The sequence below is a fragment of the uncultured Planktosalinus sp. genome, assembly GCF_963973675.1.
In the GTDB taxonomy this organism is placed as follows: Bacteria; Bacteroidota; Bacteroidia; order Flavobacteriales; family Flavobacteriaceae; genus Planktosalinus.
Map to the genome: position 1 here is coordinate 1 of NZ_CAXBAN010000024.1, position 12,733 is coordinate 12,733.

The 12,733-nt window shown below is 40.0% G+C and carries 13 protein-coding genes; 7 read left to right on the forward strand and 6 right to left on the reverse strand.

Going from position 1 to position 12,733, the window contains the following annotated elements; translation table 11 throughout:
• The coding region (locus tag AACY61_RS01865; protein WP_339609640.1) for a MiaB/RimO family radical SAM methylthiotransferase at nucleotides 1–932 on the forward strand (932 nt) is incomplete at its 5' end.
• Between the two features lie 39 nt (nucleotides 933–971).
• On the opposite strand, the gene AACY61_RS01870 is transcribed toward AACY61_RS01865, so the two are convergent.
• Nucleotides 972–1,271, reverse strand: coding sequence for an N-acetyltransferase (locus AACY61_RS01870; RefSeq protein WP_339609642.1), 300 nt, complete (start codon nucleotides 1,269–1,271; stop codon nucleotides 972–974).
• Between the two features lie 217 nt (nucleotides 1,272–1,488).
• On the opposite strand from AACY61_RS01870, the gene AACY61_RS01875 reads away from it, so the two are divergent.
• Genes AACY61_RS01875 through AACY61_RS01885 form a run of 3 tightly spaced genes read left to right on the forward strand, consistent with a single transcriptional unit; the run spans nucleotide 1,489 to nucleotide 3,535 of the window.
• Nucleotides 1,489–2,175 (forward strand): alpha/beta hydrolase, encoded by a 687-nt coding sequence (locus tag AACY61_RS01875; RefSeq protein WP_339609644.1) that lies wholly within the window; start codon nucleotides 1,489–1,491, stop codon nucleotides 2,173–2,175.
• A 41-nt stretch (nucleotides 2,176–2,216) separates the two neighbouring features.
• Nucleotides 2,217–3,149 carry a lytic transglycosylase domain-containing protein gene (locus AACY61_RS01880; RefSeq protein ID WP_339609646.1) on the forward strand — a complete coding sequence of 311 codons (933 nt, stop codon included), beginning with the start codon at nucleotides 2,217–2,219 and terminating at the stop codon, nucleotides 3,147–3,149.
• Nucleotides 3,150–3,163: 14 nt separating this feature from the next.
• Nucleotides 3,164–3,535 carry a sulfite exporter TauE/SafE family protein gene (locus AACY61_RS01885; RefSeq protein ID WP_339609648.1) on the forward strand — a complete coding sequence of 124 codons (372 nt, stop codon included), beginning with the start codon at nucleotides 3,164–3,166 and terminating at the stop codon, nucleotides 3,533–3,535.
• Nucleotides 3,536–3,563: 28 nt separating this feature from the next.
• On the opposite strand, the gene AACY61_RS01890 is transcribed toward AACY61_RS01885, so the two are convergent.
• Nucleotides 3,564–4,079 carry a DUF2892 domain-containing protein gene (locus AACY61_RS01890; RefSeq protein ID WP_339609650.1) on the reverse strand — a complete coding sequence of 172 codons (516 nt, stop codon included), beginning with the start codon at nucleotides 4,077–4,079 and terminating at the stop codon, nucleotides 3,564–3,566.
• A gap of 165 nt (nucleotides 4,080–4,244) precedes the next feature.
• Here AACY61_RS01890 and rpmH point away from each other — a divergent pair, with 165 nt between their 5' ends.
• Together rpmH and carB are read left to right on the forward strand one after the other, a co-directional pair.
• Nucleotides 4,245–4,406, forward strand: coding sequence for a 50S ribosomal protein L34 (rpmH, locus tag AACY61_RS01895; RefSeq protein WP_188442739.1), 162 nt, complete (start codon nucleotides 4,245–4,247; stop codon nucleotides 4,404–4,406).
• A 91-nt stretch (nucleotides 4,407–4,497) separates the two neighbouring features.
• The gene (gene carB, locus AACY61_RS01900) at nucleotides 4,498–7,350 is read left to right on the forward strand and encodes a carbamoyl-phosphate synthase large subunit (protein ID WP_339609657.1); all 2,853 of its coding nucleotides are present in this window, start codon (nucleotides 4,498–4,500) and stop codon (nucleotides 7,348–7,350) included.
• A gap of 37 nt (nucleotides 7,351–7,387) precedes the next feature.
• On the opposite strand, the gene AACY61_RS01905 is transcribed toward carB, so the two are convergent.
• Together AACY61_RS01905 and AACY61_RS01910 are read right to left on the reverse strand one after the other, a co-directional pair.
• Complete coding sequence (locus tag AACY61_RS01905; RefSeq protein ID WP_339609659.1) at nucleotides 7,388–7,666, reverse strand: type II toxin-antitoxin system RelE/ParE family toxin; 279 nt, start codon at nucleotides 7,664–7,666, stop codon at nucleotides 7,388–7,390.
• A gap of 12 nt (nucleotides 7,667–7,678) precedes the next feature.
• A complete protein-coding gene (locus AACY61_RS01910; protein ID WP_339609661.1) occupies nucleotides 7,679–7,930 on the reverse strand; it encodes a hypothetical protein in 252 nt (83 codons plus the stop codon).
• Nucleotides 7,931–8,029: 99 nt separating this feature from the next.
• Between AACY61_RS01910 and acs the strand changes: the two genes are divergently transcribed.
• Nucleotides 8,030–9,937 carry an acetate--CoA ligase gene (acs, locus tag AACY61_RS01915; RefSeq protein WP_339609663.1) on the forward strand — a complete coding sequence of 636 codons (1,908 nt, stop codon included), beginning with the start codon at nucleotides 8,030–8,032 and terminating at the stop codon, nucleotides 9,935–9,937.
• Between the two features lie 95 nt (nucleotides 9,938–10,032).
• Here acs and rmuC read toward each other — a convergent pair whose 3' ends face one another.
• Together rmuC and AACY61_RS01925 are read right to left on the reverse strand one after the other, a co-directional pair.
• On the reverse strand, nucleotides 10,033–11,373 hold the full coding sequence (gene rmuC, locus AACY61_RS01920) for a DNA recombination protein RmuC (protein WP_339609665.1): 1,341 nt from the start codon (nucleotides 11,371–11,373) through the stop codon (nucleotides 10,033–10,035).
• 235 nt (nucleotides 11,374–11,608) lie between these two features.
• The coding region (locus tag AACY61_RS01925; protein ID WP_339609667.1) for an MvaI/BcnI restriction endonuclease family protein at nucleotides 11,609–12,733 on the reverse strand (1,125 nt) is incomplete at its 5' end.

Genomic DNA, 12,733 nt, shown 5'->3' on the forward strand with positions numbered 1-12,733 from the left:
TGGGTGCGTATTCCATTGGTGACAGGACCCGCGCCTTTTTAAAAGTGCAGGATGGCTGTGATTATAAATGTACATACTGTACAATTCCGCTTGCCAGAGGAATTTCACGTAGTGATACACTTGAAAATGTACTGAAAAATGCTAAAGAAATCTCTGAAAAAGGCATTAAGGAAATTGTATTGACCGGTGTTAATATTGGAGATTACGGAAAAGGTGAGTTTGGCAATAAGCACCATGAACATACTTTTTTGGATTTGGTGAAAGGATTAAATGACGTTGAGGGTATAGAACGATTGCGAATTTCTTCAATAGAACCTAACCTTTTAAAGAATGAAACAATTGATTTCGTCGCACAGTCTGATGTTTTTGTGCCCCATTTTCATATTCCACTTCAATCAGGCAGTAATGATATTCTCAAAAAAATGAAACGTCGCTATATGCGTGAACTCTATGTTGACCGGGTTGCACGAATCAAAGAGGTTATGCCCCATGCTTGTTTAGGTGTGGATGTTATTGTAGGTTTTCCCGGAGAAAGCAATGAACATTTTCTGGAGACCTATCATTTTTTAAATGAATTGGACATTTCGTATTTACATGTTTTTACTTATTCAGAAAGGGACAATACAGAGGCTGCGTCTATGAAAGGAGTAGTCCCCCAAAAAGTGCGTACAAAGCGCAGTAAAATGTTAAGAGGCTTATCAGTTAAAAAGAGAAGAGCTTTTTATGAGTCACAGATAGGCACCACCCGAACAGTATTGTTTGAAGGGGAAAACAAGGAAGGCTATATACACGGCTTTACTGAAAACTATGTCAAGGTCAAAATGCCTTGGAACCCTGCATTGGTAAATACATTACAAGAAGTCAGGCTCACAGAAATTGATGCAGACGGTTTGGTTCGTTTTGATTTTGTAAAAGAGGCCTTCTTAGTGTAAAAAAGCATCCCAACTATAAAAACTTACTTTAGAAAATTTTTAAATACTTATCCCTACCGGCAATAAGTCTTTATATTTTCTTCGGTGTTTTCTCAGGAAGGATTTTACTTCAACACAAGTAGGTACCAGACTGATATTACGACTTTTAACTTCATCAAAAACGGCTTCCATAAAAGGCTCTGTTAAGCCCTCATCCACCATTTCCTGAGGCATTTCATATTTCGTAAGAAAAATTTTACGTTCCTGAAGGCTGTATTCTATCCGAGCCATTTGGTCGTTGTGATAGAATTCAAATTGTCTTAAAAAATCGTTGTCTTTAATTTCTACTTCGCTAGTCATGATACATTAATGTATTATATTCAGATATTAAAACATCACTTTGTTTAAAAGTAGGTTGGATGTTAAAACTCATAAATAAACAGAAACCATTTTATTTCTGTCGGGGAAATATTTATTGTTTTAAAGTGTTTCGTAAACTGAAGAATTAATCCTTAGTTTTGTAGTACAAATTTACGAATAAAAGTTGATTCTTTCTTAATTCACTTGTTAAATAAAAATGAGTCAGGAAATTATACCTGTTTACCTTGTTCCCGGCCTTGCTGCAGGAAGTGATATTTTTAAAAACATTAAACTCCCTCAGGATCGTTTTCGGGTTGAAGTGATTGAATGGAAGATCCCTAAAGTGAAAGAGCCGATTGAAGACTATGCCCGAAGAATGGCTGCTGATGTCAAAGAAGACAATGCCGTATTAATTGGAGTTTCGTTTGGGGGAGTAATGGTTCAAGAGATGAAATCATTTTTAAATCTCAGGAGACTCATTATTATCTCGAGTGTAAAATCTAAGTTTGAATTGCCCACACGAATGAAGTTAGCAAGAAAAACAATGGCATACAAATTGGTGCCAACCAAACTTGTATTAAGTTCAGACGATTTAACAAAATTTGCTATAGGTCCAATGACCAAAAGGCGTTTGCAAATCTATCAGGAATACTTATCTGTTCGAAATGAAACATACCTCAACTGGGCAATTGAGCAAATGGTTTGTTGGAACAGAACTCAAATTGACGAAAGTGTGGTCCATATTCACGGCGATAAAGACGTGGTTTTTCCGATTGATAAAATAAAGAACTGTATTGTTTTAAAGGAAGGCACACACATTATGATTTTAAACAGATACAGGTGGTTTAACAAACATTTGCCAAAGATTATTTTAGATGAAACCTATTCTCCTGATGAGGCTTAACTTTGAATATTTATGTATATTACGATAAAAATTATAGAGGAATGAAAATAGCTGTAAAAACTTTAATTGCTAGTTGTTTAATCGTACTGAGTGGCTTGTTTATTTTTGCCGAAAAAGACCCACCCACCCAAGAGCGTTTTGAAACCAAACGACTCAATGATTACAACGTGTATGCACTACCAATTCCGGAAACTATTGATTTTGCCGGAGAAACAGTCCCACTTGCTGACCCTGATGTGAGAGAGCGTATGGACAGAGAGTTGTTGGTAAACACCTATTGGCAATCAAACGGCTTGCTTTTGATTAAGCGGGCTCACAAATATTTTCCGGTCATTGAACCTATACTAGCCAAACACGGCGTACCCGATGATTTTAAATATCTTGCTGTCATAGAAAGCGGTTTGCAAAATGTAGTATCACCCGCAGGAGCCAGGGGAATTTGGCAAATTATGCCCACCACAGCACGCGAGTATGGGCTTGAAGTCAATGACAATGTAGATGAACGTTACCACTTAGAAAAAGCTACAGAGGCAGCTTGTGCCTATTTATTGAACTCAAAAGAGCGTTTTGGGAACTGGACATTGGCAGCAGCGGCCTACAATGCGGGCAATGCCGGAATCAATAGACGTCTTGAGGGGCAACAAGTTGAAGATTACTATAATTTACTCTTAGGTGAGGAAACAGGCAGGTATATGTTTCGAATATTGGCTATAAAAGAAATTTTGAGTGACCCTAAGAAATATGGGTTTAATTTTCGCGAATCCGACCTGTACAATTTGGTGCCTTCCTATAAAGTGCAAGTAGATACAGCAGTTGCAGATTTGGCCGCATTTGCCAATTATCATAAGATAAACTACAAAGTATTGAAAATACACAACCCATGGTTACGGGAGCCTAAACTCAACAACCGCTCCAGAAAACTGTATGAAATTGAGATTCCCCAAGAAGGACATTATATACTAGGAAAAGACTAATCTATTAACCAACAATGAAAATGGTAACGTTAATTGTAATTTTGATTATCATTGGCCTGTTAGCCGGTATTTTTAGTGGCTTAATGGGTGTAGGTGGTGGAATTGTAATGATTCCCTTGATGATATTTGCCCTGGGGTTTACACAACACGAAGCACAGGGAACAAGCCTGGCGGTACTGGCTGTACCTGTCACACTCATAGCGGCCTACAATTATTATCAAGCGGGTCACGTAAACTGGAAATATGCAGCTGTTATTGCTGTAACCTTTGTTGTTGGGGCTTATTTTGGATCTAAGCTTGCTATTTCCATAGATCAGGTATTGCTAAAAAAGATTTTTGCAATCCTTCTGATTGTAGTTGCCTTGAGACTTTTATTCTGGAAGTAGTTCGTCGGGTATCAGTTGATTGAACCCACTATATTTTTTTCATTTGCTGCTTCATCATTTTGATTTGATCGTCCAGCATATTGTGTTTATCCAGTTTTTTAGCTTCGGTAAGAAGCATTTGAGCTTCCCGTTTTCTGCGTTTAGTCATCGCAATTCCTGCAAGGTTTAATTTGGCCATTGCCAGATCTGCATTCATGGAAAGTCCCAGTTGTATGGCTTTTTTAAAGTATTTTTCTGCCTGATTCATATTGGTTTGAGACACCATTAATCCGTGCAGGTAGTTGTAGTAACCCTGCTGTTTTCTTACCAGGGATGCTTCCGGGTTTTTGATTTTATCGAGCCATTTTTTCGCACCGTCAAAATCTTGTTTGCGCAAGCGTAAAAAAGCCAGTAAAATTAGTTCGTTTTTAAAGTAAAGGAAAACAAAAATTGAAGACAGCAGTATATACATGATTCCGTTGCCTATGTTGCCTTCTGTAAACTGCCAAACGCCAAGACCGATTATAAGGACTGTAAGTACTAATTTGATATTTTTATGAAACATAACGGGGTTGTATTTTGAATCGCCAAAGGTAGTAAAAACAATTAAAAATTATTTAATAATTCCATTTGTCAAACCCAAAAAGGTTTGTATATTTGCCCCCGACTTTGAGAGAAGTATTTATTCCAAAAGATTTTAAGATATTACAGAAGATAAAGATTTACAATCATGAGCAAAAGAACATTTCAGCCATCGAAAAGAAAAAGAAGAAACAAACACGGTTTTAGAGAGCGTATGGCTTCTGTAAACGGTAGAAAAGTACTTGCAGCTCGAAGAGCTAAAGGTAGAAAGAAATTGTCTGTATCTTCTGAACCGAGACACAAAAAATAATGATTTTATCATTAAAAATACAAGGTGTTACTTTTTTAAGTAACACCTTTTTTTATACCTTCACATTACGTTCCACTAAAGTTTTTTCTAAATGCCAAAAAATAAAGACCTTAAATCCATTTTAATCATTGGTTCAGGGCCCATAGTAATTGGGCAAGCTTGTGAATTTGACTATTCAGGGAGTCAAGCATTACGCTCATTACGGGAAGATGGTATAGAAACCATCCTCATCAACTCCAATCCGGCAACTATTATGACCGACCCTGCGATGGCTGATCACGTGTATCTCTTGCCTCTTACCACAAAATCCTTAATACAAATACTCAAAGAACATCCACAAATTGACGCTGTGCTTCCAACAATGGGGGGACAAACAGCCCTAAATCTATGTATTGAAGCTGATGAAAAAGGGATTTGGAAAGATTTTGGTGTAAAAATAATAGGGGTTGATATCAATGCCATCAACATCACTGAAGACAGGGAAAAGTTTCGCAATTTGATGGAAAAAATTGGTGTGGGCATGGCTCCGCAAGCAACAGCTACTTCTTTCTTGCAAGGTAAAGAAATCGCTCAAAAGTTTGGTTTTCCGTTGGTGATCCGTGCTTCTTTTACACTTGGAGGCGCCGGTGCCTCAATTGTCTACAAACCTGAAGATTTTGACAAACTACTGGAATATGGACTTGAAATATCACCTATCCATGAGGTGATGATTGACAAAGCCTTGATTGGATGGAAAGAATATGAACTGGAATTGTTGCGTGATAAAAACGACAATGTGGTCATCATCTGTTCCATCGAAAATATGGACCCTATGGGCATCCATACCGGAGACTCCATTACAGTTGCTCCGGCAATGACTTTGTCTGACAGAACCTATCAACGTATGCGAGATATGGCCATCTTGATGATGCGCAGTATTGGTGACTTTGCAGGAGGCTGTAACGTGCAGTTTGCTGTGAGTCCAGATGAAAAGGAAGACATTATCGCCGTGGAAATCAATCCGCGTGTGTCGCGCTCTTCCGCTTTGGCTTCAAAAGCTACCGGATATCCCATTGCAAAAATTGCAGCTAAACTGGCTATCGGGTATAATCTTAACGAATTGGAAAACCAAATCACAAAAACCACCTCAGCACTTTTTGAGCCCACATTGGATTATGTGATTGTAAAAATACCACGCTGGAATTTTGATAAATTTGAAGGCAGCGACAGAACTCTGGGACTTCAGATGAAATCTGTGGGCGAGGTAATGGGCATTGGTCGTTCCTTTCAGGAAGCACTTCACAAAGCCACACAATCGCTTGAAATAAAACGCAATGGATTGGGAGCCGATGGAAAAGGATACAAGGATTATGACCAAATCATAGAAAAGCTTACCTACGCCAGTTGGGACCGTGTGTTTGTGATTTACGATGCCATCCAAATGGGTATTCCGTTGAGCCGCATACACGAAATTACTAAAATCGATATGTGGTTCCTCAAGCAATATGAAGAATTATACCATCTCGAAAAAGAGATTTCAAAATATGAGATAGATACCGTTCCGCGCGAGTTGGTGTTGGAAGCCAAACAAAAAGGCTATGGGGACCGTCAGATAGCGCATATGCTGGACTGTCTGGAAAGCGAAGTGTATAAAAAGCGCGATGAGATGAACATCAAACGCGTGTACAAACTGGTAGATACCTGTGCGGCCGAGTTTAAAGCTGAAACTCCTTACTATTATTCCACTTTTGAAAATGAAGTGGAATTAGCCTCCGGCGAAAGGTATTCTGCCAATGACAGTGTGGTTTCCGATAAGAAAAAAATTATTGTATTGGGTTCAGGTCCCAACCGTATCGGGCAAGGGATTGAGTTTGACTACTGCTGCGTGCACGGTGTTTTGGCTGCAGCCGAGTGTGGTTATGAGACCATCATGATCAACTGCAACCCTGAAACCGTTTCAACCGACTTTGATATTTCAGACAAGCTCTATTTTGAACCCGTGTTTTGGGAACATATTTATGACATCATTCGTCATGAAAAACCCGAAGGCGTTATCGTTCAGCTGGGCGGGCAAACCGCTTTGAAGCTTGCTGAAAAGTTAGACCGTTATGGTGTAAAAATTATAGGTACCACCTTTAAATCACTTGATTTAGCTGAAGATCGCGGAAGCTTTTCTACCTTACTAAAAGAAAACAACATTCCTTACCCTGAATTTGGCGTGGCTGAAACCGCTGAAGAGGCTCTTAAAATTGCCGATGAATTGAATTTTCCAATTTTGGTAAGACCTTCTTATGTGTTAGGCGGACAAGGAATGAAGATTGTCATCAATAAAAAAGAACTGGAAGAACATGTGGTGGATTTACTGCGTAAGATTCCAAACAATAAACTCCTTTTAGACCATTACCTCGACGGAGGCATAGAAGCCGAAGCCGATGCCATTTGTGATGGTGAGAACGTCTATATCATTGGGATTATGGAGCATATTGAACCCTGCGGGATACACTCCGGCGATTCCAATGCCACTTTACCACCGTTCAATATTGGCGAATTTGTAATGCAACAAATTAAAGACCATACTAAAAAGATTGCACTTTCATTAAATACTGTAGGATTGATTAACGTGCAGTTTGCCATTAAAGACGATATCGTTTACATCATTGAAGCCAATCCGCGTGCATCGAGAACAGTACCATTTATTGCCAAAGCTTATGGCGAACCCTATGTAAACTATGCCACCAAAGTAATGCTGGGCGAAAAGAAAGTAACCGACTTTGATTTCAATCCGCAATTAAAAGGCTTTGCCATCAAACAACCGGTGTTTTCGTTCAACAAATTCCCCAATGTCAACAAACAACTGGGACCTGAAATGAAAAGTACCGGTGAAAGCATCCTCTTTATTGAAGACTTGAAAGACGATGCTTTTTATGAGTTGTACAGCAGAAGGAAGATGTATTTGAGCAAATAAGAAAAGCACATTTATAATATTATAGCAGGCATTACCATCAACCTGCCAATGTGCAAACCACATTTAATATATAAATGGTGTCATTTTTCTCTTTGTATAAGATTTTATAATCCCTTACAACGATACGTCTATACTTAGGAAAAATGTCGTCTTTTTGAAATTGCTTTGAAAATTGAATGTTTTTAGAAGCTTGAATGATATCAGACCTAACAATTTTATATGCTGTAGGGATTTCAGAATACCTGTATTCTAAAATTGAATTTAAAGATTCTCTGGCTTGCCGTGTCCATACAATTTTATTGATTTTCTCAGACATGCTACACCTGAATTATTCTAAATCTTCAACAGGAATGTAGTCTCCCTCATTCACCTGATTTTCGGCAATATCAAGCGCTTCTTTATATTCTTTTCGGGACATTGGAGTTCCATCCGGATGAAAAGCAACCTGTTCCTGTTGGTAATAGTTTTCAAAAACACTATTTACTATTTTTAAAACACGCTCGTCAGCGTTTTCTAAATAAAGCGTGATTCTTTTCTTTAATTCAACAGTACCCATATAAATAAGAATGTATTGAGTCAAATTTACGCAAAAAATTTCAATCTATATTTTTAGACATTTCAAAAATAATTTTCAGAAACTCTAAGATTTACTAACTTTAGTTCGAATAAAATCACTTCTATGAGCTACTACACCATCAAAAACCTTGAGCACTACTTCAAAGCCTATAAAAAATCGGTGAAAGACCCTAAAGCATTTTGGAACAAAATAGCCGATGAAAATTTCACCTGGTACCGCAAATGGGACACGGTGCTAGAGTATGATATGCAGGAAGCCCGGTTCAACTGGTTTGACGGTGCCAAACTCAATATAACCAAAAATTGCATTGACCGCCACCTGGCAAAACGCGGCGATAAGACCGCCATCCTTTTTGAACCCAACGACCCCGCAGAGGAGGTACAACACATCACTTACAAAGAGCTCTATGAACGGGTAGCCAAAATGGCCAATGTTCTGCTGGAACAAGGCATCAAAAAAGGCGATCGCGTGTGTATTTACTTGCCAATGATTCCCGAGCTGGCGGTTTCCGTTTTGGCCTGTGCGAGAATTGGAGCGGTGCATTCGGTGGTATTTGCCGGGTTTTCGTCCAAAGCACTTGAAAACCGCATCAATGATTCTGATTGTGGCATTGTGATTACAGCAGACGGCGGCTTTCGCGGAAGCAAAACCATCGACCTCAAAGGCATTGTCGATGAGGCCTTAAAAAACTGCCCGGATGTAAAAAGCGTGCTTGTGGTCAAACGCACCAAAGCCGAAATCTCCCTGCAAGAAGGCCGCGACCACTGGCTACAGCCTTTGCTGGACAAAGCATCGGGCAACCACGTCGCCGAAATTATGAATGCCGAAGACCCGCTTTTTATCCTCTACACTTCCGGCTCGACCGGAAAACCCAAAGGGATGGTGCACACCACCGCCGGGTATATGGTCTATGCGGCTTATACTTTTAAAAATGTATTTCGCTATGAAGAAAACGATGTCTATTGGTGTACCGCAGACATCGGCTGGATTACCGGGCATTCTTATATTGTCTATGGACCCTTACTCAACGGCGCCACTACCGTGATGTTTGAAGGCGTACCTTCTTATCCAGATTTTGGCCGTTTCTGGGAAATCGTGGACAAACATAAAATCACTCAGTTTTATACGGCACCCACGGCGATTCGCGCTTTGGCGAAAGAAAACCTGAACTTTGTGGAAAAACACGATTTGTCTTCCCTGAAAGTGATTGGCTCGGTGGGCGAACCCATCAACGAAGAGGCGTGGCACTGGTACAACGACCACGTGGGCAAAAAACGTTGTCCGCTGGTGGATACCTGGTGGCAAACCGAAACCGGGGGCATCCTCATTTCGCCCTTACCGTTTGTCACACCCACCAAACCCACTTATGCTTCCTTGCCCTTGCCCGGAGTGCAACCCGTGTTAATGGACGAACTGCGCAATGAGATTGAGGCCAATCAGGTGGTGGGGAGTTTGTGTATGAAGTTTCCCTGGCCGGGGATGGCACGCACGATCTGGGGTGACCATGAGCGGTTTAAGCAAACCTATTTTACTGCGTTTCCGGGGAAATACTTTACCGGTGATGGTGCCTTGCGTGACGAAGTGGGCTACTACCGTATCACCGGCCGAATGGATGATGTGGTCATCGTCTCAGGGCACAATCTGGGCACGGCACCCATTGAAGATGCCATCAACGAGCACCCCGCTGTGGCCGAAAGTGCCATCGTGGGCTTCCCACACGACATCAAGGGCAATGCTTTATACGGTTTTGTGATTTTAAAGGAAACCGGCTCAGGTCGCGATCAAAACAACTTGCGCAAAGAAATCAACGAACTGATTACCGACCAGATTGGTCCCATTGCAAAACTGGAGAAAATTCAGTTTGTTTCCGGCCTGCCCAAAACCCGTTCGGGAAAGATTATGCGGCGTATCCTAAGAAAAATTGCAGAGGGTGATTTCTCAAACTTTGGGGATATTTCCACCTTGCTGAATCCGGAAGTGGTGGAAGAGATTAAGGAGGATAGGTTGTAAATCCATTAGCCCGCAGATCGCGCAGATCATCGCAGAGTTTTTTAGCTTAGTTTCTGCGCAAATCAGCGAAATCTGCAGGAAAAGCAGGTGAGTTTTTATTCAAGTGGCAACATCTCATCCTCATCCTCTGAAGCCCGTTTAAGATAGGTCTCCGGAATGGATTTTTTTGCTTTAGCTCCCATTTTCTTTAAATTTTCAACTCTGGAAACCAAATTCCCTTTTCCATCCACAAGTTTTTTCATGGCCTCTGTATAATCACCTTTTGCTCCATCCAGTTTTTTTCCAATGTTGTGAAGGTCTTGGATGAACCCTTCAAATTTGTCATAGAGTGCCCCAGCCTGCTTAGCAATTTCCAATGCATTTTGCTGTTGTTTTTCATTGCTCCACATCGAGTCCACTGTGCGTAAAGTAGCCAATAAAGTGGAGGGGGTAACGATAACTATATTCTGTTCAAAAGCCTTGTTATACAAATTGTTTTCTTCATTTAAAGCAACTGCAAAAGCAGGTTCAATGGGAATAAACATCAACACAAAATCAGGTGATTCAATGTCATACAAGTCTTGATAGTTTTTTGCAGACAATTGCTCAATATGCTTTTTGATAGAAGTGAGGTGTGCTTTTAAATGCAAAGGTCGCTCCAACTCATCGGCATTGACATAACGTTCATAATCAACTAAGGAGACTTTGGCATCGATAATCATTTTCTTAGAATCAGGCAGGTGTAAAACCACATCGGGCATCACGCGACTGCCATCTTCTCTCTGAAAGCTTTGCTGTACAAAGTATTCCCGGTCTTTTTCCAGTCCTGATTTTTCAAGTACACGCTCTAGAACCAATTCGCCCCAATTTCCTTGCATTTTACTATCGCCTTTTAAGGCGCGCGTCAGGTTTGTAGCTTCGGCAGTCATTTGTTGATTAAGCTCTTTTAGATTTAGCAACTGCTCTTTTAATGATGCGTGCATGCCTATGCTTTCCTTTTGTGTAAACTCCACTTTTTCTTCAAAGGTTTTGATCTTTTCCTGCAAGGGTTTTAAGATGGCATCGATATTCTCTTTGTTCTGGGTGGTGAACTTGGTGGATTTCTCATCCAGTATTTTGTTGGCGAGGTTTTCAAACTCTTTTTGAAAACGTTCCTGAAGATTTTCGACCTCGGCTTTTTGCTCGTCGGTGCGTTGTTTGAGGTTGTCAAAATCGGCATTGCGACGGGTGAGTTCCAGGGCAAGCTGGTCTTTTTCAGCGCGTATGCCCTCCCGGTCTTGCTCCAGTTCGTAAATGCGTTGTTGCAGTTTGTTTTCTTGCTCTGCTTGCGACCGCAAACGTTCTTCCAAAGAAGACAGCCCCGCTTTTTGCTTGAGGTTGTTGATAAAATAACCCAAGGCGATGCCGATGGCGAGGAAGAGGATGATAAGTATGATTGTGGTGAGGGTGCCGGGCATTGAAATATGTTTTTGTAAAGGTATTTAATTTATACTAGTATAGAAAAAGGTTTTTGGAAAGTGTTTACTTCTTTTAGCCGTTATTGAATGGTGAGCTATTCACTTGATTAATTGCTGCCTTTTTTCCGTTCTTCTTGGTTTCCCTCTTTGGTAAAGACATACTCTTTTGTGATTTTTAACTTGTGTGTCAGATAATTCGACTTTGCGATGTGTAGGGTTCTGCAATGTTGGCATATTAAACTAAGTTGTATTTTTCGCTCGGTGGAAATAGCAAGTCAAGTCCTTTTGGTTTAATTTTAAATAGCGGTCCTTTTTCTACTACTTTTCCTTTTGAGTTCCTTTTTATAAGATGGTCAAGGGTTATTATTCCTTGGTCAACAAGAATGTCGAATTGAGATGTAATTGGCTTTTTGGTGTGCTCTACAAGTGAATACTGGAAATGTTCTCGTTCATCTATGTAGGTGCTTTCTGCTTCAACCCAGAATGTTTCCTTGTGTTTTTCTTTCAAACGACTGTGAAGTGTATCCAAAGTCCAGACTGCAAAGTCGCCAACTTCAGGTTTATCTGAATTCTCAATGAGTTGTTTAATATCAGAGTCAAGTTTTAACGATAGTCCTTGTGAGTTTCTGGTTATTGCCGATACTGTACAATACAGTTTAAAATCATCTTCCCTGTGATAACCAAATGCATCTAAAATTTCTGCCGAGCTCTTGAATTTACTTAATGGCCAGTCAGGTACTTGTGCAAACAAGTTTTTTCTGTTTGTTCTACTGCTTCTAAATGATTTGAGTTCTATTCCTTTGTAGTCGGGTTTTTTGGAAGAATTGATGTCAATTCCCAATGCGGTTTCCAAAGTTCTTCCAACAGAAGTGTCAGCTGCAACCATTGATGGAATAGGACCTGAACTTGCAACTTTTCTCAACATTGTCAGTAGTTCAAATGCAATTTCGTTGGCTTTACCATTAATTTCTAAAACGAGTTCCTTTAAAGGGTTTACAAGGTTGGAGTTCAATAAAGATTCAACATTCAATTGGGTTAAATTGAAAATGTGAAACGACCCGGAATAGAAGATTAAAGCAACAATATCATTCGGATTAGCAACCTTGGTAAGTCCAGAAAACCAGATTCTTGGGTCGCCTTTCTTTGTTTGTGGTCTGTATAATGAAGCTGTTGAGTTTATAATGCGGAAATCTTCATAAATCTTTGTATCAATCTGTACCTTATTATCAGGACCTTGACCTTGAATGTCGTAATCGTGAATATTATTTTCCTTTAAAAAACTTCTAATAGAACCTGTGGCATCCATTATCGACTTTTTCAAACCTGTTTCTGTCGGTTCAATAAGAGCCAATGAAACTTG

What these genes read in the sequence shown, in the direction of transcription:
- AACY61_RS01880 (WP_339609646.1), top strand. Translation starts at nt 2,217, where the DNA reads ATGAAAATAGCTGTAAAAACTTTAATTGCTAGTTGTTTAATCGTACTG.
- AACY61_RS01870 (WP_339609642.1), bottom strand. Translation starts at nt 1,271, where the DNA reads ATGACTAGCGAAGTAGAAATTAAAGACAACGATTTTTTAAGACAATTT.
- AACY61_RS01890 (WP_339609650.1), bottom strand. Translation starts at nt 4,079, where the DNA reads ATGTTTCATAAAAATATCAAATTAGTACTTACAGTCCTTATAATCGGT.
- AACY61_RS01875 (WP_339609644.1), top strand. Translation starts at nt 1,489, where the DNA reads ATGAGTCAGGAAATTATACCTGTTTACCTTGTTCCCGGCCTTGCTGCA.
- carB (WP_339609657.1), top strand. Translation starts at nt 4,498, where the DNA reads ATGCCAAAAAATAAAGACCTTAAATCCATTTTAATCATTGGTTCAGGG.
- rmuC (WP_339609665.1), bottom strand. Translation starts at nt 11,373, where the DNA reads ATGCCCGGCACCCTCACCACAATCATACTTATCATCCTCTTCCTCGCC.
- rpmH (WP_188442739.1), top strand. Translation starts at nt 4,245, where the DNA reads ATGAGCAAAAGAACATTTCAGCCATCGAAAAGAAAAAGAAGAAACAAA.
- AACY61_RS01885 (WP_339609648.1), top strand. Translation starts at nt 3,164, where the DNA reads ATGAAAATGGTAACGTTAATTGTAATTTTGATTATCATTGGCCTGTTA.
- AACY61_RS01905 (WP_339609659.1), bottom strand. Translation starts at nt 7,666, where the DNA reads ATGTCTGAGAAAATCAATAAAATTGTATGGACACGGCAAGCCAGAGAA.
- acs (WP_339609663.1), top strand. Translation starts at nt 8,030, where the DNA reads ATGAGCTACTACACCATCAAAAACCTTGAGCACTACTTCAAAGCCTAT.